The sequence below is a fragment of the Pseudomonas sp. H3_E07 genome, assembly GCF_054668895.1.
The window spans coordinates 3,104,129-3,125,833 of record NZ_CP162795.1 but is presented as its reverse complement, the minus strand read 5'-3'; the positions used below and the strand labels follow the sequence as shown (position 1 = coordinate 3,125,833).

Below are 21,705 nucleotides of genomic sequence, written 5' to 3'. Positions count from 1 at the left end.
CGAAGCTCTTAGGCTTTCTCCCAGACCTCGAAGTTGTACGCCGGCTTATCCCCTTGCGCCGCATTCTCCAGATTGGACACCAGCTTCCACTGGCCCACATCAAACTCCGGAAACCAAGCATCCCCTTCCGGGCTCAGCGCCACACGCGTCAAATACAGGCGATCCGCCTGCTCCAGCCCCTGCGCATACAACTGCGCACCGCCGATCAACATCAGCTCGTCAACGCCTTGCGCCTTGGCCCATTCCTCAGCGCGCTCTACTGCCGCGTCCAGTGACGGAAAAACTTCCGCACCTTCCAGCACCAGATCGGTCTGACGGCTAACCACAAGGTTCAAGCGTCCCGGCAGCGGTCGGCCCAGGGAATCCCAGGTCTTGCGCCCCATGATGATCGGCTTGCCCAAGGTGGTGGCCTTGAAATATTTGAAATCCCCCGGCAAGTGCCAGGGCATGCTGTTGTCGACGCCGATCACACGGTTTTCACCGAGGGCCGCGATCAGGCTTAAAGGGAGAGTTTTTTTCATGGCGACGAGAATACCAGAGCCCCGAGTCAGAGGTTATGCTCCAGGCTCACAAACACAACAGGACAACGCGTGACTCCTCTGCACACACTTTGGCTGACAGAAACCGTGCGCCTGCGCGAAGAACACGCGGGCCCGCTGGAAGACCTGGAAGCCAACCGTCTGGCCCGCACGGCCGGTGGCGACCTGCCGACGCGCATTCAGCAGCGTGCCCTGCACTTGGCCGAGCGCGATGGGCTCACGGTTGCTCTCACCCGCTGGTTGCAGGGCGCACGTCTGGCGCTGTTGCTGCTGGCGATTGTCGCCGTGATCAGCGGCGCAGGGCTGGCGTTTGCAGCATTGGGCAACGGCATCAACCCGGTAAACGTGTTCTGGGCTCTCGGCAGCCTGCTCGGGTTGAATCTCATCCTGTTGATCAGTTGGGCCCTGGGCCTGCTGTTTGCCGGTGAACACAGTGCCAGCCTTGGGCGACTGTGGTTATGGCTCAGCGAGAAACTCGCCCGTGATGCCAAAGCCGCACAACTGGCCCCAGCACTGTTACTGCTACTGCAACGGCAGAAGCTCAATCGCTGGGCCGTGGGCGTGCTGGTCAACAGCCTGTGGTTGCTGGCGTTGCTCAGCGCCATGGTGATTCTTCTTACGCTGCTCGCCACCCGTCGCTACGGCTTCGTGTGGGAAACCACCATTCTCGGCGCTGATACTTTCGTCGCTGTGACCCAGGCCCTCGGCACGCTGCCCGCTCTGCTGGGCTTCAACGTGCCGACCGTCGAGATGATCCGCGCCAGCGGCGACTCCGCCCTGAATATCGAAAGCGCCCGCCAAGCCTGGGCCGCCTGGCTGGTGGGTGTGTTGCTGGTCTATGGCCTGCTGCCCCGCCTGATCCTCGCCCTGCTGTGCCTGTGGCGCTGGAAACGTGGGCGCGCCGCCCTGCGCCTGGACCTCAACCTGCCCGGCTACAGCCAATTGCGCGAACGCCTGATGCCGAGCAGCGAACGTCTTGGCGTCAACGATGCCGCGCCCGAACAGCTGCACCACGTCAGCGGCGGCGTCAATGAACTGGAAAGCGATGGCGCCCTGCTCGTCGCCATCGAACTGGACGACCAACATCCCTGGCCCCCCAAACTGCCCGCCAGCGTGAAGAACGCCGGCATCCTCGACAGCCGAGAGTCGCGCAACAAACTGCTGGAACAACTCACACGCTTCCCACCCGCGCGCCTGGCTATCGCCTGCGACCCACGGCGTTCGCCGGATCGCGGCAGCCTGGCGCTGATCGCCGAACTCGCCCGCAGCGCCACCGCCACCCGCGTCTGGCTGCTGCAAGCGCCGCCCGGCCAGGCGCTGGACGCCGAGCGCCTGGGTGACTGGCACACCGCGTTGCAGCAACTTGAGTTGCCTTTCGCCGACTGCGCGCCGTTGAACTGGTTGGAGACTGGCCATGACTAAGCCCCTGAAACTCGCCGTGGTCGGCCACACCAATGTCGGCAAGACCTCGCTGCTGCGCACGCTCACACGCGACGTGGGTTTCGGCGAAGTCTCCCATCGCCCCAGCACCACGCGGCATGTGGAAGGTGCGCGGTTGTCGGTGGACGGCGAGGCCTTGCTGGAACTGTACGACACGCCCGGCCTGGAAGACGCCATCGCCCTGCTCGATTACCTGGAGCGCCTGGACCGCCCCGGCGAACGCCTCGACGGCCCGGCCCGCCTGGCGCGCTTCCTGGAAGGCAGCGAAGCCCGCCAGCGTTTCGAACAGGAAGCCAAGGTGCTGCGCCAACTGCTGGCCTCCGACGCCGGCCTTTATGTGATCGACGCCCGCGAGCCGGTGTTGGCCAAGTATCGCGACGAGCTGCAGGTACTGGCCAGTTGCGGCAAGCCGTTGCTGCCCGTGCTCAATTTCGTCAGCAGCAGCGACCACCGCGAGCCGGACTGGCGCGAAGCCCTCGCCCGCCTTGGCCTGCATGCATTGGTGCGGTTCGACAGCGTGGCACCGCCGGAAGACGGCGAACGGCGCCTGTATGAAAGCCTCGCCCTGCTGCTGGAAAACGCGCGGCCGCAGCTGGAGCGGTTGATTCTTGATCAGGAAGCTCAACGCAAGGCCCGCCAGCAAAGCGCTGCGCGACTGATCGCGGAGTTGCTGATCGACTGCGCCGCCTGTCGCCGCAGTGTGGTCACTGAAGATGAGCAACAAGCCATCGGCGACCTGCGTAAAGCCGTGCGGCAACGCGAACAAAAATGCGTGGAGGCGCTGCTCAAACTGTTCGGCTTCCGCCCGCAAGATGCCGCTGCCAGCGACTTGCCGCTGCTGGACGGGCGGTGGGGCGATGACCTGTTCAACCCGGAAACCCTCAAGCAACTCGGCGTGCGCGTCGGCGGTGGAATCGCCGCAGGCGCGGCGGCCGGTGCCGGGGTAGATCTGCTGGTCGGCGGCCTGACCCTGGGCGCCGCCGCCCTGGCCGGCGCGATTGCCGGTGGCGCGCTGCAAACTGCCCGCAGCTATGGCAGTCGGTTGCTGGGCAAGATCAAAGGCCAGCGCGAACTGACCGTCGACGACAGCGTGTTGCGCCTGCTCGCCCTGCGTCAGCGACAGCTGCTCAAGGCCCTTAACCTGCGCGGCCATGCGGCGATGCACAGCATCAAGGTCGACACGCCCCAAGACAAGACGTGGCGCGAAGGCAAGTTGCCGGACGCACTGCACAAAGCCCGCGCCCACCCGCAATGGTCGTCCCTCAACCCTCACGCCAGGTTGAGTCAGGCCGAACGGCAGGATCAGGTCGAAGCCCTGGCCGCTCGGCTTGATGAGACCTGATCGGGTTATTGCTTAAACCACCCAAACGCCAGGAAGGCCGTGCAGAGCGAGCGAATCAGCTCTTTATCGGCTGTATTGGCTATTCCGTTGCGGTCGATGTCGCTATTGGTGAAAGACTCCAACACCCCGTCACTGTCGCCGTCATAAGCAGCCGCTTGGTAAACCAGCGACGACGTGCACCCAGACGTCGTGCGCTCATGGAAGTCGAGTTTGATCGCGTTGGGCATCCCGGTTTTACCGAAGTGATCGACGTACATCGTCAACGTACGCTGCCAATGGCTGCGCTGATTGAACCAGCCCAGTTTCAAGAAAGTGTCGGCAAAGCTATCCACCCGCTCGGTATCCAGCATGCGCGGCCGGCTGGCGAGGTTCAGATCCTCAGCCCAATGCAGATCGACACGGCCATCGGCACTCATGTCCACCGCGAAGATCTCGTGAACCAGTTCATCCGGGCAACCCACCTGATGCTCATAAAAATGCAGGATGACCGTATCGGCGCGGCCATTACCACTCATGTCCTGAGCATTGGCTTTCAAGTAACGCATCAGTGTTGCTCCTTAAGATAAGAAACAAACACCTTAATGACGCGATGCACCCGCCTCCAGACGGCGAGTCTGCGTTAGGTGTAAGGCCTGTCTACGCAGCCAGTAGCCGCGCAGCCATTGCCTTGAGCACCTGCAGGTCAAGCACCGGCACATGCATCTGCTTGGCCTGTTCGTCCCAATGACGCATGCGCAAACTGACAGCACACAACGGGTCCTGCTCGAAGGCATGAGCCTCATCGGCGCTCATCGCCCCGCCCTGGTACGCCAGGGTACGGCGACTGGCTTCGCTCAGGCAGGCGTAGTAGTCCGGCTGACTGAAGGTCAGATAACGCTTGGCCTGCACGTGATACTCCACCAACTTGGCCATGCGCTCGCTGAACCCTGCGCGACGCAGATAATCAGCCCCCAGCCGTTCGTGGCTGACCACGCCAAAACCGCCCATGTTTTCCCCACCCTGGCCACAGATATGCCCGATGTCGTGGAAAAACGCCGCCAGCACCACTTCGTCGTCAAAGCCTTCGGCCATGGCCAGCTGCGCAGCCTGGGACATGTGCTCGATCTGCGACACCGGCTCGCCGATGTAATCCGCCGTGCCGTGTTGCTCATACAAGCCGAAGATTTCGGCGAGGGTCTGTTGCGGGTTCATCACGCAGCGCCCCACAGTGTTGTGATATTCCGCTCGGCCATCGCCGGCCCCACGCTCATGCCCACGCCGGTGTGCATCAACGCCGCGCTCAGCCCCGGCGCAGCCCGCAGGAATGAAAACGGCCCCGGCCCCCGCGAGCCGTACACCCCCTGCCAACGCTCCACCACCTGGATCTTGCAGCCCAAGGTCTGTTCAGCCAGTTCGATCATCCAGTCATCCACCTGCTCGGCATTGAAGGGCGACGCGTCGCTGCCGTAGTCATGGGAGTCGCCGATGATCAGCTCCCCATGAGGCGTCGGGCTGATCAGCAGGTGAATGCCGTGTTCGTGCAGGTGCGGTGCCTCCTGCAGGATGTGCGCCTGCACCGGCGCCGCTTCCGGCAGATCGGCGAAGGCACCGTAATGCACGCAGCTCAAGCCGGTGAGCAATGCGTGTTGCAGGTTCAGATTGACCGCGGGCCGGGCACGCAACATTTGCAGGCGGCAGATGCTCGGGTTGAGTGCGGCCATCGCGTCGGCCAGCAGGGTTTGGTAGTCATGGCCGGAGCACACGATGATCTGCTCGCCGCGAAAGGTCCCCGCAGTACTGTGCAACTGCCCCGGCTCGACGTCGCGCACCAAGGTGGAGAAGTAAAACTCCACGTTCAGCTCTTGCGCCAGGTAGTTGATCAGCGCCGGGATCGCTTCACGGGAATACAGTTGCTGATCTTCCTTGCCGTGCAGCGCGGCACGGTGATGGCGGAACTGGCCACCGTACAGCGCCTTCATCGCCGTGCCCTGCAGCAGCTCGACATTGTAGCCGTGCTCTTTTGCACGCCCTTCACAGAAGGCTTCCAGCAAGTGTTCTTCTGCTTCGGTACGGGCGAACAGGTACGAGCCGTTGCGCTTGAGTTGCAGCCCGGCGACCTGCGCCCAATGGCCCCAGATTTCACGGCTTTCCCGTGCGAGCTCCAGCATCGACCCCGGCGGTTGGCCGGTGACCAGGGCCTGGCCGAAATTGCGTACCGAGGCGCCCAAGGGGGTGGCGCTGCGTTCGAACACCTTGACCTTGAGGCCGCGCTTGGCGGCGGCGAAGGCGTGGGACAGGCCGAGGATACCGGCGCCAATAATCAGTAGATCACTGTGCTTCGTCATGGATTTCGCAGTCCTCTGCAGGAGCGAGCCCGCGCCTGCAGGTAGAGGTGAACATTATTGTTTTTCCGACTTGCCGTCATAGCGCTTGCGCCACTCGGTCAGGATACTGTCGCGGTTTTTCGAAGCCCAGGCGAAGTCATTTTTGATCAGGCGCTGCTCGTAGTCGGCCGGTAATTCGGTCTGCGGCTTGGCAATGCCCGGCTGGGCGAGGACGGCGAAGTTGTCCTTGTACAGGTCCATGGCGGCCGAACTGGCGGAGAAATCAGCGAGTTTTTTTGCGGCGTCGGCGTGAGGCGTGCCTTTCATGACGGCAGTGGCTTCGATGTCCCAACCCAGGCCCTCTTTCGGCAGGATGATATCCAGTGGCGCCCCCTGGCGCTTCAACTGCACAGCCGGGTATTCGAAGGAAATGCCGATCGGGAATTCACCCGAAGCCGCCAGCTTGCAGGGCTTGGAGCCGGAGTGAACGTACTGGCCGATGTTCTGATGCAGGTCGTCCATGTACTGCCAGCCTTGCTTCTCCCCGTAGGTCTGCAACCAGGCGCTGACATCCAGGAAACCGGTGCCGGACGAGGCCGGGTTGGGCATGACGATCTTGCCCTTGTACTCAGGCTTGGTCAGGTCCTGCCAGCTCACCGGCTTGGTCAGGCCCTGCTTTTCGGCTTCGACGGTGTTGAAGCAGATGGTCGCGGCCCACACGTCCATGCCGACCCACGCCGGCGGGTTGGCGGCATCGCGGTAGTTCTTGCCGATCTTCTCCAGGTCCTTCGGCGCGTAATTGTCCAGCATGCCCTGCTGGTCGAGGATCGCCAGGCTGGAAGCTGCCAGGCCCCAGACTGCGTCGGCCTGCGGGCGATCTTTCTCAGCCAGCAGCTTGGCGGTGATGATGCCGGTAGAGTCACGCACCCACTTGATCTCAATGTCGGGGTTAGCCTGTTCGAAAGCCTTTTTGTAGGTCTTCAACTGCTCGGCTTCGAGGGCCGTGTAGACGGTCAACTCGGTCTTGGCGAAGGCATTCAGGCTGAATGCAGTCAGTACGGCAGCGACCAGCGCCAGGGGCTTGAACATGGAGCACCTCCTTCAGGGATGTTTATTGGCCGGGTGCGCTCTGGCGCCAGGCTTGGGAGCGACGCAACGCGCCACGTGAAGCCCACGCCAGCAGCAGCGAGACGCTGGCCGAGGTGAACAGGATCAGGGTCGACATGGCCGCCGCGCCGCCCACGTTGCCGGCATCGTCCATGTTCAACACGGCGACGGCGGCGAGGAGGGTGTCGGGGCTGTAAAGGAAGATTGCGGCGGACACGGTGGTCATCGCCGACACAAACAGGTAGCGCACGATGTCCAGCAGCGCCGGCAGGCAGATCGGCACCGTCACTTTCAGGTAATGGCGGTACAACGGCGCCTTGAGCGACAACGCGGCGGCTTCGAACTCGGCGTCCAGTTGACGCAGCGCCGTGGTCGCGGTCATCTGCGCGGTGGTCAAATAGTGAGCAATGGTGCACACCACCAGCAACGTCATGGTGCCGTAGAACACATGCAGCGGGTTGCCATTAAGATTGAAAAAGAACACATAGCCCAGGCCCAGCACCAAGCCCGGTACAGCCATTGGCACGAAGCTGAGCATGCGCAGGGCCAGGTTGAGGCCCTTCTGGCCCTTGGTCTTTTCCATCAGGTACGCGCCGGTGAAGATCAACACGCTGCCGATCAACGCCGTGCACAACGCCATGGTCAGGCTGTTGCGATAGGCCAGCCAGCCGCCGCCGGCCGTGTCTTCGAACTGGTAATGGTTGAGCGACAACGACAGGTTGTAGGGCCAGAACTTCACCAGCGACGAATACACCGCCATGCCGAACACCAGCAGCAACACCGCGCAGATCAGCAGGACGATGGCCAGGTAGCAGGCATCCCTCAAGCGCGACGGCGCCGGCTGGAACACTTGGGCACGACCGCTCATGGCGTCGCCGTGACGGCGGCGCAGCCAGGCATCCACAGCAAAGCTGAACAGCGCCGGCAGCAGCAACACCATGCCGATCAACGCGCCGCGACCAAACTGTTGCTGGCCGACCACCGCCTTGTAGGCTTCCAGCGCCAGCACTTGATAGTCCCCGCCCACCACCACGGGCACACCGAAGTCGGTAATGGTCAGTGTGAATACCAGGCAGAACGCAGCGAACACCGCCTGACGCGTGGCCGGCCAGGTAATACTGCGAAACGCCCGCGCCGGACTGGCGCCCATGCTGGATGCGGCATCAAACAAGCGCGCATCCGCCAGGGACAGCGCCGACAGCAGAATCATCAAGGCGTGTGGGAAGGTGTAGATCACTTCGCCCAGCACAATGCCCCAGAAGCCGTAGATATTGTCCGAGAGCAACCCGCGCAGCATGCCTTGGTTGCCGAACAGATAAACCAGTGCAATGCCCGGTAACATCGACGGCGCCATCAGCGGCAGCAGCGACATGCCGCGCCAGATCGCCTTGCCGGGGATCAACGTGCGCTGCAGAGCGTAGGCAAACAGGTAAGCCAGCGGTACGACAATGGCCGCGACGCTGAGCGAGACTTTCAGGCTATTGCCCAGCAGCCAGTGGAAGTTGTCACTGGTGAGCAGTTCCCGCGCCGCCACCAGACCACCGCCCTGCCCGGCTTCGCTGCTGAAGCCGCGCCAGAAGATCGCCAGCAATGGCAGCAGTACGGCAATCCCTAGCAGCAACAGCCACACCAGTTTGCCGCCGACCACGAAAATGCGGTCGCCCCTTTCAGCGCGGGAAACTTCACGCGGCATGGGCAGTGTCATCTCGCTGGCCATCTCAGGCAAACACCTGCAGGCTGCGCGGCGGTAAGGCGACCCAAATATCCTGGGCACCCAGACGTGGCATGGCTTCCGGAGCCACTTCGGCCAGCAGCGGATGGCCGGGCAATTGCTCCAGCTCGAAGCTCATGCGGCAGCGGTTGCCGAGAAAGGTGATTTCGCGGACCTTGGCCGGGAAAAGGTTTTCTTCGTGCACCGCCGGGTTGACGCTGATCGCTTCCGGGCGGCAGAACAGACGGCCGGACTTGGCGATGCCAGCATCGTCGGCCAAGCGCATGTTCATCCCGCCGACCTGGGCATGGCTGGCACTGTTGCGACTGAACGGCAGCCAATTACCCTGGCCGACAAACTCCGCCACGAACGGAGTGGCCGGACGGTCGTAGATCGCCTGGGGCGTGGCGTATTGCTCGACCTTGCCATTGTTCATTACGGCGATGCGGTCGGCCATCAGCATGGCTTCGTCCTGGTTGTGGGTGACCATCAACGTGGTGATGCCCAGGCGGCGTTGCAGTTGGCGCAGCTCGGTGCACAGATGCTCACGGACGCGGGCGTCGAGGGCAGACATCGGTTCGTCCAGCAACAACAACGAAGGTGCAGGCGCCAACGCGCGGGCCAAGGCGACGCGCTGTTGCTGGCCGCCGGAGAGTTGACCGGGGTATTTCTTCTCACTGCCGACCAGGCCGACCAGTTCAAGCATCTGCCCGACGCGCAGGCGTACTTCCTCACGGCCGCTGCCGGTGAGACCGTAGCCGATGTTCGCTTCGACGGTGAGATTGGGAAACAACGCGTAGGACTGGAAAAGAATGCCGTAGTCCCGCGCCTGGGGCGGCAGCAGAGAAACATCACGACTGCCCAGGTACAGTTCGCCGCTGTCCTGGCGCTCAAGGCCGGCGATGCAGCGCAGCAAGGTGGTCTTGCCGCAACCGGACGGGCCCAGCAGGCACACCAGCTCGCCGGCGGCGACGTCCAGGGAGACGTTGTCCAGCGCGGTAAAGGCGCCGAAGCGTTTCTGGATACCGCGCACCTTCATAGGCGCGCCGGGTTGGGTCAGGGCTGTGTTCATGCAAGGCACCTCATCAAACTGATGAAGCCCATGCTAGGCAGGCAATGCGTCCCTCATGTGGCAGAAAGGCAAAACGCAGTGATAGTGGTATTGGTGGATTTGGGTAGGACGGGTGGGGATTTGCTGCCTGGCCTAACCTCATCGCGGGCAAGCCCGGCTCCCACAGTGTTGATCTGTGAACACATTCAACGGTGGGAGCTGGCTTGCCTGCGATGGCGATTCAAAGGCCACCGCACAACCTTAAATAGGTGACATTTCCTGCGCCAACCCCAGAAACGCCGCCGGCAACCGCGCGCCTTTACGCTCCTTGAGGCAGTACAAATACTCGGGAATCTGCGGCGCATTCTCGATGGTCAACACCCGCAACTGTGGATCATGCGGCACTTCCTGGCGGGCGATGATGCTGATGCCGATATTGCGCAACACCGCCTCGCGAATCGATTCCCGGCTGCCGATTTCCAGCAGCGGGCCGTAGCTCACGCCTGCATCCTGTAGCATTTTTTCGGTCAGGCGCCGCGTGGTGGAACCGGCTTCACGCATCAACAAGGTATGCCCGACCAATGCAGTGAGCGGTACATGATCGAGCTTGGCCAACGGATGGTGACGATGCACCGCGAGCACCAAAGGGTCGGTGCCCAGCACACGGCGAATCAGGCGCGGGTCTTCCAGCAGTTGAGAGGAGGCGGCGAGATCGACGCGGTAATCATCCAGCGCTTCGAGCACCTGTTGAGAGTTGCCGATTTCTACCGACACTTCCACGTGGGGCAAGCGTTCGCGAAAGGCTTTGACCAGGTCGAGGATGTAGTAAGGCGCCGTGGCGGCAATCCTCAATGCGCCCTGGACCTGCCCACTGTTGCGCAGGAAAAACTCGATGTCCGCTTCCTGCTGCAACAGCGCCTTGACCATAGGCAGCAGGCGCGCGCCCTCGTCGCTGACGGTGAGGCGGCGGCCGCCGCGGTAGAACAGCTCGACGCCGTATTGGCTTTCCAGGTTACGGACCTGGGTGGTGACCGTGGGTTGACTCAGGCCGAGTTTTTTTGCCGCCTGGGTGATACTGCCCAGGCGGGCGACCATGAAAAACGCCTTTAACTCGGCACTCAGCACACCACCCTCTCATCGTCTATTTGCGCAACAGGCGCAAGCCATTGAACACCACCAGCAGGCTGACGCCCATGTCGGCGAAGACCGCCATCCACATGGTGGCCATGCCCAGGAAGGTGACCGCAAGGAAGATCGCCTTGATCACCAACGCCAGGGCGATGTTCTGCTTGAGGATACTCGACGTTTGCCGCGACAGACGAATGAATGCCGGAATCTTGCGCAAATCATCGTCCATCAACGCCACGTCCGCGGTCTCGATGGCGGTGTCGGTGCCTGCTGCGGCCATGGCAAAGCCGATCTCGGCACGGGCCAACGCCGGGGCGTCGTTGATGCCGTCACCCACCATGCCCACGCGGTGGCTTTGGCCGTAGAGGGTTTCGATGGCTTGCAGTTTGTCGGTCGGCAACAGGTCGCCCTGGGCTTGGTCGATGCCGACCTGGGCGGCAATCGCCTGGGCGGTGTGGGTGTTGTCGCCGGTGAGCATCAGGGTCTTGATGCCCAGATCGTGCAGTTGCTGGATGGCTTCGCGGCTACTGTCCTTGACCGTGTCGGCCACGGCGAACAGTGCCAGCGGGCCGGACTTGTCGAGCAACAGCACCACGGACTTGCCCTGTTTTTCCAGGGCGAAGAGTTTTTCTTCCAGCTCAGGCGAGCACAGGCCCAGGTCTTCTACCAGGCGGTGGTTGCCCAAGTGATAGGTTTCGCCGTTGATGTCGCCACGCACGCCACGCCCGGCCAGGGCCTCGAAGTTATCCACAGCGTGGCTCGGCAGGTTTTTATCCACCGCGGCGTTGGCGATCGCCAGCGACACCGGGTGATCGGAACGCCCGGCCAAACTGGCGGCCAAGGCCGGCGCGCTGTCTGCGACATTGGGGAACAGTGCCAGGTAATCGGTTTGCACCGGCTTGCCATGGGTGATGGTGCCGGTCTTGTCGAGGGCCAGGTAGTCGAGCTTGTATCCGCCTTCCAGGTACACGCCGCCCTTGATCAGGATGCCTTTGCGCGCAGCCGCCGCGAGGCCGCTGACGATGGTCACCGGAGTGGAAATCACCAGGGCACACGGGCACGCCACCACCAGCAGGACCAGGGCGCGGTACACCCAGTCGAACCAGACACCGGCCATGAACAGCGGCGGAATCAGCGCTACGCCCAAGGCGAACAGGAACACGGCTGGGGTGTAGATTTTCGAGAAGCTGTCGACAAACCGCTGAGTCGGCGCACGCGCGCCTTGGGCCTGTTCCACCGCGTGAATGATGCGCGCCAGGGTGGAGTTGTTGGCCGCTGCGGTGACTGTGTACTCCAGGGAACCTGCCTGGTTGATGGTGCCGGCGAAGACTTTGTCGCCCACGGTCTTCTCGATCGGCAGGCTTTCACCGGTGATCGGCGCCTGGTCGATGGTGGACTGTCCAGCCGTGACCTCACCGTCCAAGCCGATGCGCTCGCCGGGTTTTACCCGCACGATCGCCCCTAACTCAATGCTTTTGACTTCCTGTTCAGCCCACGAACCGTCGCTTTGCTGCACGGTGGCCTGCTCCGGCGTCATCTGCATCAAGCCACTGATGGCATTGCGCGCACGGTCCAGGGACTTGGCTTCGATCAACTCGGCCACGGTGAACAGGAACATCACCATGGCCGCTTCCGGCCATTGCCCGATCAGGATCGCACCGGTGACGGCGATGCTCATCAAGGCATTGATGTTCAGGTTGAGGTTTTTCAGGGCAATCCAGCCCTTTTTGTAAGTCGTGAGGCCGCCGCTGAGGATCGACACCAAGGCCACCAACGCGATCACCCACGTCGGCGCAGCATTGGCGAAATGCAGCACTTCGGCCCCCAACGCGCCAACGCCGGACAATGCCAGCGGCCACCAGTGTTTCTTGGCAGGCGGTTCAGCAGCCGGAGTGCCTTCCTCGAGAGGATCAGCCTGCATCCCCAAGGATTTGATCGCGTCGATGATCGGCGCGGTGCTCGGCAAGTCGTGGGTGACGCCGAGGATACGGTTGATCAGGTTGAATTCCAGTTGCTGCACGCCGGCCAGCTTGCCCAGTTTGTTCTGGATCAGCGTCTGCTCGGTGGGGCAGTCCATGGCTTCAATGCGAAAGGTGCTCAGCCGCGAACCGGCGGTGGGCGCTTCGCTCAGTTGCACCAACGCAGGGGCTGGGGTGCCGGAACAGCAGGAGCCGTCGTGGCCGTGGTCATGCACGGGGGTCAGTTTTTTCGGACCATGGTCGTGATCATGGTCGTGATCGTGTTTATGCGGGGTGTGGATGGAGTCGCTCATTCTGTCGCGTCCGTAAAGGTGCCTGTTGCCAAGTAAAGACCCTGTAGCCACTATAGGGTCAAGCACCCATTTGGAGATTGCTGCGATGAAGATCGGCGAACTGGCCAAACTGACCGACTGCCCGGTGGAAACCATCCGTTACTACGAAAAGGAAGGCCTGCTGCCGCCCCCGGCGCGCACTGACGCCAACTACCGCGTGTACACCCAGGCACACACCGAGCGGCTGATCTTTATCCGCAACTGCCGCAGCCTCGACATGACCCTGGAAGAAATCCGCAGCCTGCTGGGCTTGCGCGACAGCCCCCAGGACCAGTGCGAAAACGTGAATGCGTTGATCGACGAGCATATCCACCACGTGAAAGCGCGCATCGATGGGCTGCTGGCATTGCAGGAACAGTTGCTGGACCTGCGCCAACGCTGTGGCGGCGGGGATCAGTGCGGGATTTTGCAGCGGCTGGAGGTCAGTGGGAGCGTGCAGGCCAGCGAGGCGGAGCCTTCACATGTGGGCAGGAGCCACGGCCACTAACTCAAGTGAGCACCGACCAACTGTGGGAGCTGGCTTGTCGGATCGCCGCATCGCTGCGATAGCGGAGTGTCAGCACCTGATTAGGTGACTGAAGTACCGCTATCGCAGGCAAGCCAGCTCCCACAGTTTAGACCGAGGCAGTTTTTAGATCGCGACGTCAGCCTTGATGCTTGGGTCGGCGTCGTAGCCCACGATCTCGAAGTCTTCGAACTTGTAGTCGTAGATCGATGCAGGTTTGCGCTTGATCACCAGTTCCGGCAGTTTCTTCGGCGTGCGCGCCAGCTGGGTGCGGATCTGTTCCATGTGATTGCTGTAGGCGTGGGTATCGCCGGTGGTGACGATGATCTCGTGGGGGATCAAGTCGCACTGCTGGGCCAGCATATGAGTGAGCAATGCCAGCGCGGCGGTGTTGTACGGCAGGCCGAGGAAGACATCGGAGCTGCGGATGTACAACTGCATCGACAGGTGGCCGTCGTGCACGAACGCTTGGTACAGCAGGTGGCACGGCGGCAACGCTTGCTTGCCGTTGCGCGCGTTTTCCTGGGGGCTCTTGGTCTCGTCGGGCAGGTACTCGACGTTCCAGCCGTGGAACAGGATACGGCGGCTGTTGGGGTTGGTCTTGAGCGTGTGGACCATGTAGTCGATCTGGTTGATCGTGCCGCCGTCCTTGGTCGGCCAGGCGGTCCACTGTTCGCCGTACACCGGGCCCAGGTCGCCGTCTTCGGTGGCCCATTCGTCCCAGATGCGCACGCCGTTCTCATTCAGCCACTTGATGTTGGTGTTGCCACTCAACATCCAGATCAGCTCGTTGGCGATACTTTTGAAGTGAAGCTTCTTGGTGGTCAGCAGCGGGAAGCCGTCGGCCAAGTTATGCCGATACTGACGGGCAAACACGGCCTTGGTGCCGGTGCCGGTGCGATCGCCCTTGGTCAATCCATTGGTCACGACGTCGTTCAGTAGTTCGAGATATTGCTTCATTTGGGTACCCGTATCGTTGAAGCCCGGACCCTACGGCCCGGGCATTCGAATTTAAAGCGCGGTGTTCTTCAAAGGTTGCGGGCGATTGTACGCCCACCACAGCAAGCCCAGGCCGCCAAGGATCATCGGCAGGCTGAGGATCTGGCCCATGGTCACCCAACCGAACGCCAGGTAGCCCAGCTGCGCATCCGGCACGCGCACGAACTCGACGATAAAGCGGAAGATCCCGTAGAACAACGCGAACATGCCCGACACCGCCATGGTGGGGCGCGGTTTGCGCGAGAAGATGTACAGGATAAGGAACAGCGCCACGCCTTCCAACGCGAACTGATACAGCTGCGACGGGTGGCGTGGCAGTTGCGCGGGGTCGCTGAACGGCGGGAACACCATGGCCCACGGCACGTCGGTCGGCTTACCCCACAGCTCGGCGTTGATGAAGTTACCGATACGCCCGGCGCCCAGGCCGATCGGCACCATTGGCGCAACGAAGTCCATCAGTTGGAAGAACGACTTGCCATTACGACGGCCGAACCACCAGGCGGCAATCATCACGCCGATAAAACCGCCGTGGAATGCCATGCCGCCTTTCCACACTTCAAAGATCAGCGTCGGATTGGCGATGTACGCCGAGAGATCGTAGAACAGCACATAGCCCAGGCGCCCGCCGACAATGACCCCCATCGACAGCCAGAAAATCAGGTCGGAGAGCTTCTCCTTGGTCCAGGTCGGATCGAAACGGTTCAGGCGTCGAGAGGCCAGAAACCAGGCACCGCCGATGCCGATCAGGTACATCAACCCGTACCAGTGGATTTTCAGCGGACCAATGGCCAGGGCCACCGGGTCGATCTGCGGGTAAGGCAGCATTGCGACTCCTCGTTAAATCATTCGTTATGGCGTCCGGACCATGCCCGGGCGCGATTAAGACTGCATTACTCAAGTTTTTCAAAACAAAAAATTTATGCCGACACAGAACAACAGCCCGGCGAACAACCGCTTGAGCAGACGCGGCGACAATCGATGCGCCAAGCGTGCGCCGAAGCGGGCAAACACCATGCTGGTCAGGGCAATGCCCAGCAGTGCCGGCAAATACACGAACCCTAGACTATGCGCGGGCAACAGCGGGTCATGCCAGCCCAGAATCATGAAACTTAACGCACTGGCCAGCGCAATCGGCAGGCCACAGGCGGATGAAGTGGCCACCGCCTGCTGCATCGGCACACTGCGCCAGGTCAGGAACGGCACGGTCAGCGAGCCGCCGCCAATGCCGAAAATCGCCGAGGCCCAGCCGATAAACGTACCGGCGACGGTCAGGCCGAGTTTGCCCGGCACCGTGCGGCTGGCCTTGGGCTTAACGTCCAGTGCAAGTTGAACGGCCACCAGCAAGGCGAACACGCCGATGATCTTTTGCAGGTGAGGGCCGGAAATCGCCTCGGCCGTCAGTGCGCCAAAACCGGCGCCGATCAGGATACCCACGGTCATCCACACAAAGATCGGCCAACGCACCGCACCCCGCCGGTGATGCTCGCGTACGGCATTCACCGAGGTAAAGATGATGGTCGCAAGGGACGTGCCCACAGCCAAGTGGGTCAGCACCTGCGGGTCGAAGCCCTGCAAGGTGAAGCTGAACACCAGCACCGGCACGATGATGATCCCGCCGCCCACGCCAAACAGCCCGGCGAGTACACCCGCACAGGCGCCAAGCAGCAAATACAGCAGAAATTCCATGGGAGCCCCCGAACCAAGTCCGGCATGTTAACGGATGGAAGGCATGCGACCCAACTGGATACGATGGAACGCCTGTGCTTGAGTGGGTAGAGTGGCAAAAAACACAAAAGGGATCGCCTGATGTGCCTGATTGTTTTCGCTTGGCGACCGGGCCACGCCCAGCCGCTGATCGTCGCGGCCAACCGCGATGAGTTCTACGCCCGCCCCAGCCTGCCGTTGGCCCAGTGGGAGGATGCACCCACTGTCTATGCCGGCCGCGATCAGGAAGCAGGCGGCACCTGGCTGGGGGTGAACGCCGAGGGGCGCTTTGCCGCGCTGACCAATATCCGCGATCCGCACCAACCGCCGGCCCGCAAGTCCCGTGGCGAGCTGGTCGCGCGCTTTCTCAACGGTTCACTGCCGGTTGAGCAGTATTTGGCCGACGTTAACGGCCGTTCGATTGAATACGCCGGGTTCAACCTGCTGGTGGGCACACCGGGTGAGCTGTGGCATTACAACGCTAATCACACAGAGCCGACGCAGTTGAAAGCGGGCGTGTATGGGTTATCCAATGCAGGGCTGGATACACCTTGGCCGAAACTGCTTAAGGCCAAAGCCGCGCTGAGTGAGTTGCTGAACGATCCCCAGCCCGAAGCGCTACTGGAGATTCTGAGCGATCCGCAGATTGCACCTTTTGCCGAGCTGCCGGATACCGGCGTGGGGTTGGCGACGGAGAGTTTGCTGTCGAGTGTGTTTATCGCCAGCCCGAGTTATGGGACACGGGCGAGCACGGCGTTGATTGTGAACGCCGATGGCACGCGGCGGATGGTGGAGCGAAGCTTTGGACCCCATGGTGGGCGGTTGGGCGAGGTAGACATCAACCTGTAGGAGCGAGGGGGACGCCTAGTTCTTGCTCGCGAAAAACCTGAGAACGCCGCGGGTAATCAGGCACCCCGCGTTATCGTTGACGTTCTTCGCGAGCAAGCTCGCGCCTACAAGGTTTTGGCGGAAGCCGGATTGATCATCCTTGTCAGCCCCAGGTTCTTCAGCGCCAACTGCAGCGAGCTGTGGATAACTTGCGGGTTGTCGATGGTCATCAACTCCGCCAGCAGGTCCTTGGCCATGCTCAACTCAACCTGGCGCAGCATCCACTTCACCTTCGGCAAGTTGGTGGCGTTCATCGACAAGCTATCGAAGCCCATCGCCATCAACAGCACCGCCGCCGCCGGATCGCCGGCCATTTCACCGCAGATGCTCACCGGCTTGCCTTCGGCATGAGCGTCGCGCACCACGTGTTGCAGGGCTTGCAGCACCGCCGGGTGCAGGTAGTCGTAGAGGTCGGCCACCCGCGGGTTGTTACGGTCCACGGCCAACAGGTATTGGGTCAGGTCGTTGGAGCCCACCGACAGGAAGTCCACCTGCCGCGCCAGCTCCTTGGCCTGGTACACCGCTGCCGGGATTTCAATCATCACGCCAATCGGCGGCATCGGTACGTCGGCGCCTTCGTCGCGCACTTCGCCCCACGCACGGTGGATCAGGTGCAGCGCCTCTTCCAGCTCGTGGGTGCCGGAGATCATCGGCAGCAGGATACGCAGGTTGTTCAGGCCCTCGCTGGCCTTGAGCATGGCGCGGGTCTGTACGAGGAAAATTTCAGGGTGGTCGAGGGTCACGCGGATGCCGCGCCAGCCAAGGAAGGGGTTGTCTTCCTTGATCGGGAAATAGGACAGTGACTTGTCGCCGCCGATATCCAGGCTGCGCATAGTCACCGGCAACGGGTGGAAGGCCTGCAGTTGCTCGCGATAAATCGCCAGCTGCTCCTTCTCGCTCGGGAAACGCTGGTTGATCATGAACGGCACTTCAGTGCGGTACAGCCCCACGCCTTCAGCGCCGCGCTGTTGCGCCCGGGCCACGTCGGCCAGCAGGCCGGTGTTAACCAGCAACGGCACACGGTGACCATCGGTGGTCACGCACGGCAGTTCGCGCAAGGAATCGAGGCCCAGCGCCAGTTGTTTCTCTTCTTCAACCACTTCGGCGTATTGCTTGCGCAGTACTTCGCTGGGGTTGGTGAACACTTCACCGCGATGGCCATCGACGATCATGCCAATGCCGTCGACCTTGGCATACGGCAGGTCTACCAGGCCCATCACCGTCGGGATGCCCATGGCACGCGCCAGGATCGCGACGTGGGAGTTGCCCGAACCGAGTACCGAAACCAGCCCCACCAACTTGCCCTCAGGCACTTCGCCGAGCATGGTGGCGGTCAGTTCCTCACTGACCAGGATGGTGTTGTCGGGGTAAACCAGGTTGGTGGTGCGGTCTTCCTGCAGCTTGGCCAGCAGACGGCGACCCAGGTCGCGCACATCCGAGGCCCGCTCACGCAGGTAGTCGTCATCCATCATTTCGAAACGGTTGACGTGATCGGTGACCACCTGGCGCAGTGCGCCCTGGGCCCACTGGCCGGTCTTGATCACGGTCTTGACTTCGTTACCCAGGGACGCGTCATCGAGCATCATCTGGTAAACGTCGAACAATGCGCGCTCTTCGGGGCGCAACTGGGTGGCCAGCTTGTTCGACAGGTTGCGCATGTCGGCGCGCACGCCTTCCAAGGCAGTCTTGAACAGTTTGATTTCAGCGTCGATGTCGCTGACGGTCTTGTCCGGCACCACATCCAGATCCGCCGGCGGCAACATGACCACCGCCGTACCGACCGCAGCGCCCGGTGAACCCGGCACGCCCACGAATTTGGCTTCCTGGATGCCCTTGCCCTCACGGCCCAGGCCGCGAATCGAACCGGTGGCTTCGGCGTGAGCGATAACCCCGGCGAGCTGCGCGCTCATGGTCACGAGGAAGGCTTCTTCACCTTCGTCGAACTGGCGGCGTTCTTTTTGCTGGATGACCAACACGCCGACAACGCGGCGGTGGTGAATAATCGGGGCGCCGAGGAACGAGGCGTAACGCTCTTCGCCGGTTTCGGCAAAGTAGCGATAACGCGGGTGATCGGCCGCGTTTTCAAGGTTCAGGGGTTCTTCACGCGTCCCCACCAGGCCCACCAGACCTTCATTGGGCGCCATGCTGACCTTGCCGATCGAGCGCTTGTTCAAGCCCTCGGTGGCCATCAGCACAAAACGGTTGGTCTCGGGGTCCAGCAGGTAAACCGAGCAGACCTGGCTGCCCATGGCTTCCTTGACGCGCAACACAATAATCCCCAACGCCGCCTTGAGATCCTTGGCGGAGTTAACTTCCTGGACGATCTTGCGCAGCGTATTGAGCATGGCTCGGGGTCGAACTCCGTCGTCAGTCGCGCGCTAAAAGGCGCGGGGCAAGCTCTTTGAGAGCGCGACGATAAACTTCGCGCTTGAATGTCACCACCTGGCCCAACGGATACCAATAGCTGACCCAGCGCCAACCATCGAACTCCGGTTTACCGGTCAAATCCATCCGCACCCGCTGCTCATTGGAGATCAGGCGCAGGAGAAACCACTTCTGCTTCTGGCCGATGCACAGCGGTTGGCTGTGGGTACGCACCAGGCGTTGCGGCAAACGATAGCGCAACCAGCCACGGGTACAGGCCAGAATTTGTACATCTTCGCGCTCAAGGCCGACTTCTTCGTTCAACTCACGGTACAAGGCGTCCTCAGGGGTTTCGTCGGGGTTGATTCCACCTTGAGGAAACTGCCAGGCATCTTGGTTGATTCGGCGAGCCCATAGCACCTGTCCGGCATCATTCGTAAGAATGATCCCGACATTAGGACGGAAACCATCGGGGTCGATCACGGCAACAACCTCGCAAACGCATGTCGCCGCATTGTTCCACAAAGGTTGATGAAGCGGCAACGAGGCTTCTTACCTTATGTGCACTCTTGTGAAAAGACCGTATTCTGGACGCCTTTTTACAGACTTTTCAGCGAGTAACTGCAATGCGCCTGGCTTTATTCGACTTGGACAACACCCTCCTCGGCGGTGACAGCGACCACGCCTGGGGCGATTACCTCTGTGAACGCGGGATTCTCGACCCGGTTGCCTACAAGGCCCGCAACGACGAGTTCTACCAGGATTACCTGGCCGGCAAGCTGGACAACGCTGCCTACCTGAACTTTTGCCTGGAAATCCTCGGCCGCACCGAGATGGCCCAGTTGGAAGAGTGGCACAACGACTATATGCGTGACTGCATCGAGCCGATCCTGCTGCCGCTGGCCACTGAACTGCTGGCCAAACACCGCGCCGCCGGTGACAAGCTGGTGATCATCACCGCCACCAACCGTTTCGTCACCGCGCCGATTGCCGCACGCTTGGGCGTGGAAACCCTGATCGCCACCGAATGCGAGATGGAAAACGGCCGCTACACTGGCCGCAGCACTGACGTGCCGTGCTTTCGCGAGGGCAAGGTGACGCGCTTGAATCGTTGGCTGGAAGAAACCGGGTACAGCCTGGAAGGCAGCTACTTCTACAGTGACTCGATGAATGATTTACCGCTGCTGGAGCAAGTGACTCATCCAGTGGCAGTGGATCCGGATCCGAATTTGCGGGCTGAGGCCGAGAAGCGTGGCTGGCCGGTGATTACCCTGCGCAGCTGATGACGCCTTCGCGAGCAAGCCCGCGCCCACATTTTGACCGCATTCTCATGCTGGAACTCGGTCAAGTGTGGGAGCTGGCTTGCCTGCGATGAAGTCGACACGGTCCCAAGCCCTACATAGGCTTGGCGACCATCAAGTAGAAAATCGCCACAAACGCGAGAAACGCCGGCCACCCCAGGCCAAACCACCAGCGCATGTACGTCGCGGCCTTGATCGGCATTGCCGTACCCTCCCGCAACGCCTGCTCCGCCATCTTGTGTACGCGAATCTGCAACCACACCACCGGCAGCCAGCAGATCCCCGCCAACCCATACAAGCCGAACGTCCATTGCAGCCAGCTCTGCTGCAGCGACCAGCCCGCCAGGTACATCAAGCCGATGCCACTCAACGGCTGGAACACCGCCGTGGTCGCGGTAAACGCCCAGTCGGCGAATACCAGGTGCTTGAAGGTCACGGCGATCACTTCCACGTTGCCAGTGCGCCAAGCGCGCAACGCGTAGTAAGCCGAGCCCGCGCCCAGCCCGAACAGGATCGTCGACGATAGGATATGCAGGGTTTTCAGCAGCAGGTAAGCGCTCATCTAAACGGGTTTGGCGCCCATCAACCCGGCAATCGCCACGAACCCCACCAGGCTGACCACCGCCAGCACCAGCGTGAAGTTCAAGCTACCACCCTCGCCTTTGCGCAGGCGATTGAGCCGCGCCACCAGCCAGAACCAGGCCAGCGCCGCCACGCTGTAGAGGATGCTGGAGCCCAGAATCCAGGTCTGCCCCAGCGGCCAACCGATCAGGTGCACCAGCCACCAGCCGGTAAACGGCATGCTCACCACACACACGCCCATCAACAACCAGACGAACGCCCAGGGGCGCTGCACGGTCACTGCCGGGCCGGCGCTGCGTTTGCGCCAGGCGAGCAATGCCAGGCCCAGGCCGCTGAGCAGCAGCAATACCGTGGCCGCGATGTGGATAACTTTCAGGGTGGTCAGCGTTTCCATGTCTCGTCTTCCTTAAAGGCCGCCCCAATCAGCGTA

At 61.8% G+C, this 21,705-nt stretch carries 21 protein-coding genes; 5 read left to right on the top strand and 16 right to left on the bottom strand.

Annotated elements, in window-relative coordinates:
• Positions 1–8 precede the first annotated feature (8 nt).
• Positions 9–521, bottom strand: a complete 513-nt coding sequence (locus AB4O08_RS14180) for a dihydrofolate reductase (RefSeq protein ID WP_010207277.1) — start codon at positions 519–521, stop codon at positions 9–11.
• Positions 522–590: 69 nt separating this feature from the next.
• Here AB4O08_RS14180 and AB4O08_RS14175 point away from each other — a divergent pair, with 69 nt between their 5' ends.
• Together AB4O08_RS14175 and AB4O08_RS14170 are read left to right on the top strand one after the other, a co-directional pair.
• Positions 591–1,961: a DUF2868 domain-containing protein gene (locus AB4O08_RS14175; protein WP_198831506.1), complete on the top strand. Its 1,371-nt coding sequence runs from the start codon at positions 591–593 to the stop codon at positions 1,959–1,961.
• The gene (locus AB4O08_RS14170; RefSeq protein WP_044288027.1) at positions 1,954–3,321 is read left to right on the top strand and encodes a DUF3482 domain-containing protein; all 1,368 of its coding nucleotides are present in this window, start codon (positions 1,954–1,956) and stop codon (positions 3,319–3,321) included. The genes AB4O08_RS14175 and AB4O08_RS14170 overlap by 8 nt, the downstream gene beginning before the upstream one ends.
• 5 nt (positions 3,322–3,326) lie before the next feature.
• Here AB4O08_RS14170 and AB4O08_RS14165 read toward each other — a convergent pair whose 3' ends face one another.
• From AB4O08_RS14165 to AB4O08_RS14130, 8 genes are all read right to left on the bottom strand, one after another.
• Positions 3,327–3,866 carry a hypothetical protein gene (locus tag AB4O08_RS14165; RefSeq protein WP_042571409.1) on the bottom strand — a complete coding sequence of 180 codons (540 nt, stop codon included), beginning with the start codon at positions 3,864–3,866 and terminating at the stop codon, positions 3,327–3,329.
• Between the two features lie 91 nt (positions 3,867–3,957).
• Positions 3,958–4,512: a phosphonate degradation HD-domain oxygenase gene (locus AB4O08_RS14160; protein WP_010207283.1), complete on the bottom strand. Its 555-nt coding sequence runs from the start codon at positions 4,510–4,512 to the stop codon at positions 3,958–3,960.
• Positions 4,512–5,645 carry a TIGR03364 family FAD-dependent oxidoreductase gene (locus AB4O08_RS14155; protein WP_042571408.1) on the bottom strand — a complete coding sequence of 378 codons (1,134 nt, stop codon included), beginning with the start codon at positions 5,643–5,645 and terminating at the stop codon, positions 4,512–4,514. Before AB4O08_RS14155 ends, AB4O08_RS14160 begins: the two co-directional genes overlap by 1 nt.
• Positions 5,646–5,699: 54 nt before the next feature.
• On the bottom strand, positions 5,700–6,713 hold the full coding sequence (locus tag AB4O08_RS14150) for a putative 2-aminoethylphosphonate ABC transporter substrate-binding protein (RefSeq protein ID WP_010207286.1): 1,014 nt from the start codon (positions 6,711–6,713) through the stop codon (positions 5,700–5,702).
• Between the two features lie 22 nt (positions 6,714–6,735).
• On the bottom strand, positions 6,736–8,448 hold the full coding sequence (locus AB4O08_RS14145) for a putative 2-aminoethylphosphonate ABC transporter permease subunit (RefSeq protein ID WP_031291088.1): 1,713 nt from the start codon (positions 8,446–8,448) through the stop codon (positions 6,736–6,738).
• Between the two features lies 1 nt (position 8,449).
• Complete coding sequence (locus AB4O08_RS14140; RefSeq protein WP_010207289.1) at positions 8,450–9,514, bottom strand: putative 2-aminoethylphosphonate ABC transporter ATP-binding protein; 1,065 nt, start codon at positions 9,512–9,514, stop codon at positions 8,450–8,452.
• 240 nt (positions 9,515–9,754) lie between these two features.
• Positions 9,755–10,618 (bottom strand): LysR family transcriptional regulator, encoded by an 864-nt coding sequence (locus AB4O08_RS14135; RefSeq protein WP_010207291.1) that lies wholly within the window; start codon positions 10,616–10,618, stop codon positions 9,755–9,757.
• Positions 10,619–10,634: 16 nt separating this feature from the next.
• Positions 10,635–12,893, bottom strand: a complete 2,259-nt coding sequence (locus AB4O08_RS14130) for a heavy metal translocating P-type ATPase (protein WP_460114188.1) — start codon at positions 12,891–12,893, stop codon at positions 10,635–10,637.
• Positions 12,894–12,978: 85 nt separating this feature from the next.
• Between AB4O08_RS14130 and cadR the strand changes: the two genes are divergently transcribed.
• Complete coding sequence (gene cadR / locus AB4O08_RS14125; RefSeq protein WP_010207294.1) at positions 12,979–13,419, top strand: Cd(II)/Pb(II)-responsive transcriptional regulator; 441 nt, start codon at positions 12,979–12,981, stop codon at positions 13,417–13,419.
• 144 nt (positions 13,420–13,563) lie between these two features.
• On the opposite strand, the gene AB4O08_RS14120 is transcribed toward cadR, so the two are convergent.
• The 3 genes from AB4O08_RS14120 to AB4O08_RS14110 all read right to left on the bottom strand — a co-directional run bounded on the left by AB4O08_RS14120 (position 13,564) and on the right by AB4O08_RS14110 (position 16,122).
• Positions 13,564–14,397, bottom strand: a complete 834-nt coding sequence (locus tag AB4O08_RS14120) for a thymidylate synthase (protein WP_010207295.1) — start codon at positions 14,395–14,397, stop codon at positions 13,564–13,566.
• Positions 14,398–14,448: 51 nt separating this feature from the next.
• On the bottom strand, positions 14,449–15,261 hold the full coding sequence (gene lgt / locus AB4O08_RS14115) for a prolipoprotein diacylglyceryl transferase (protein WP_010207296.1): 813 nt from the start codon (positions 15,259–15,261) through the stop codon (positions 14,449–14,451).
• A gap of 78 nt (positions 15,262–15,339) precedes the next feature.
• The gene (locus AB4O08_RS14110) at positions 15,340–16,122 is read right to left on the bottom strand and encodes a sulfite exporter TauE/SafE family protein (RefSeq protein ID WP_010207297.1); all 783 of its coding nucleotides are present in this window, start codon (positions 16,120–16,122) and stop codon (positions 15,340–15,342) included.
• Between the two features lie 120 nt (positions 16,123–16,242).
• Here AB4O08_RS14110 and AB4O08_RS14105 point away from each other — a divergent pair, with 120 nt between their 5' ends.
• Positions 16,243–16,989 carry an NRDE family protein gene (locus AB4O08_RS14105; RefSeq protein WP_010207298.1) on the top strand — a complete coding sequence of 249 codons (747 nt, stop codon included), beginning with the start codon at positions 16,243–16,245 and terminating at the stop codon, positions 16,987–16,989.
• A gap of 104 nt (positions 16,990–17,093) precedes the next feature.
• Here the strand turns inward: AB4O08_RS14105 and ptsP are convergent, their stop codons facing one another.
• Both ptsP and AB4O08_RS14095 read right to left on the bottom strand, forming a co-directional pair.
• Positions 17,094–19,373: a phosphoenolpyruvate--protein phosphotransferase gene (ptsP, locus tag AB4O08_RS14100; RefSeq protein WP_010207299.1), complete on the bottom strand. Its 2,280-nt coding sequence runs from the start codon at positions 19,371–19,373 to the stop codon at positions 17,094–17,096.
• A 22-nt stretch (positions 19,374–19,395) separates the two neighbouring features.
• Positions 19,396–19,875 carry an RNA pyrophosphohydrolase gene (locus AB4O08_RS14095; protein ID WP_003176750.1) on the bottom strand — a complete coding sequence of 160 codons (480 nt, stop codon included), beginning with the start codon at positions 19,873–19,875 and terminating at the stop codon, positions 19,396–19,398.
• Between the two features lie 143 nt (positions 19,876–20,018).
• On the opposite strand from AB4O08_RS14095, the gene AB4O08_RS14090 reads away from it, so the two are divergent.
• The gene (locus AB4O08_RS14090; RefSeq protein WP_460114187.1) at positions 20,019–20,675 is read left to right on the top strand and encodes a histidinol-phosphatase; all 657 of its coding nucleotides are present in this window, start codon (positions 20,019–20,021) and stop codon (positions 20,673–20,675) included.
• 112 nt (positions 20,676–20,787) lie between these two features.
• Here the strand turns inward: AB4O08_RS14090 and AB4O08_RS14085 are convergent, their stop codons facing one another.
• Complete coding sequence (locus AB4O08_RS14085) at positions 20,788–21,255, bottom strand: DUF2269 family protein (protein WP_010207302.1); 468 nt, start codon at positions 21,253–21,255, stop codon at positions 20,788–20,790.
• A complete protein-coding gene (locus AB4O08_RS14080) occupies positions 21,256–21,669 on the bottom strand; it encodes a DUF2269 family protein (RefSeq protein WP_021492649.1) in 414 nt (137 codons plus the stop codon).
• Positions 21,670–21,705 lie beyond the last annotated feature (36 nt).

Bases quoted from the DNA above. Each gene is read 5' to 3' on its own strand.
- AB4O08_RS14110 (WP_010207297.1), bottom strand. From the start codon at position 16,122: ATGGAATTTCTGCTGTATTTGCTGCTTGGCGCCTGTGCGGGTGTACTC.
- cadR (WP_010207294.1), top strand. From the start codon at position 12,979: ATGAAGATCGGCGAACTGGCCAAACTGACCGACTGCCCGGTGGAAACC.
- AB4O08_RS14105 (WP_010207298.1), top strand. From the start codon at position 16,243: ATGTGCCTGATTGTTTTCGCTTGGCGACCGGGCCACGCCCAGCCGCTG.
- AB4O08_RS14165 (WP_042571409.1), bottom strand. From the start codon at position 3,866: ATGCGTTACTTGAAAGCCAATGCTCAGGACATGAGTGGTAATGGCCGC.
- AB4O08_RS14130 (WP_460114188.1), bottom strand. From the start codon at position 12,893: ATGAGCGACTCCATCCACACCCCGCATAAACACGATCACGACCATGAT.
- AB4O08_RS14150 (WP_010207286.1), bottom strand. From the start codon at position 6,713: ATGTTCAAGCCCCTGGCGCTGGTCGCTGCCGTACTGACTGCATTCAGC.
- AB4O08_RS14090 (WP_460114187.1), top strand. From the start codon at position 20,019: ATGCGCCTGGCTTTATTCGACTTGGACAACACCCTCCTCGGCGGTGAC.
- AB4O08_RS14155 (WP_042571408.1), bottom strand. From the start codon at position 5,645: ATGACGAAGCACAGTGATCTACTGATTATTGGCGCCGGTATCCTCGGC.
- AB4O08_RS14160 (WP_010207283.1), bottom strand. From the start codon at position 4,512: ATGAACCCGCAACAGACCCTCGCCGAAATCTTCGGCTTGTATGAGCAA.
- AB4O08_RS14120 (WP_010207295.1), bottom strand. From the start codon at position 14,397: ATGAAGCAATATCTCGAACTACTGAACGACGTCGTGACCAATGGATTG.
- AB4O08_RS14080 (WP_021492649.1), bottom strand. From the start codon at position 21,669: ATGGAAACGCTGACCACCCTGAAAGTTATCCACATCGCGGCCACGGTA.
- AB4O08_RS14170 (WP_044288027.1), top strand. From the start codon at position 1,954: ATGACTAAGCCCCTGAAACTCGCCGTGGTCGGCCACACCAATGTCGGC.
- AB4O08_RS14085 (WP_010207302.1), bottom strand. From the start codon at position 21,255: ATGAGCGCTTACCTGCTGCTGAAAACCCTGCATATCCTATCGTCGACG.
- AB4O08_RS14140 (WP_010207289.1), bottom strand. From the start codon at position 9,514: ATGAACACAGCCCTGACCCAACCCGGCGCGCCTATGAAGGTGCGCGGT.
- ptsP (WP_010207299.1), bottom strand. From the start codon at position 19,373: ATGCTCAATACGCTGCGCAAGATCGTCCAGGAAGTTAACTCCGCCAAG.
- AB4O08_RS14145 (WP_031291088.1), bottom strand. From the start codon at position 8,448: ATGGCCAGCGAGATGACACTGCCCATGCCGCGTGAAGTTTCCCGCGCT.
- lgt (WP_010207296.1), bottom strand. From the start codon at position 15,261: ATGCTGCCTTACCCGCAGATCGACCCGGTGGCCCTGGCCATTGGTCCG.
- AB4O08_RS14180 (WP_010207277.1), bottom strand. From the start codon at position 521: ATGAAAAAAACTCTCCCTTTAAGCCTGATCGCGGCCCTCGGTGAAAAC.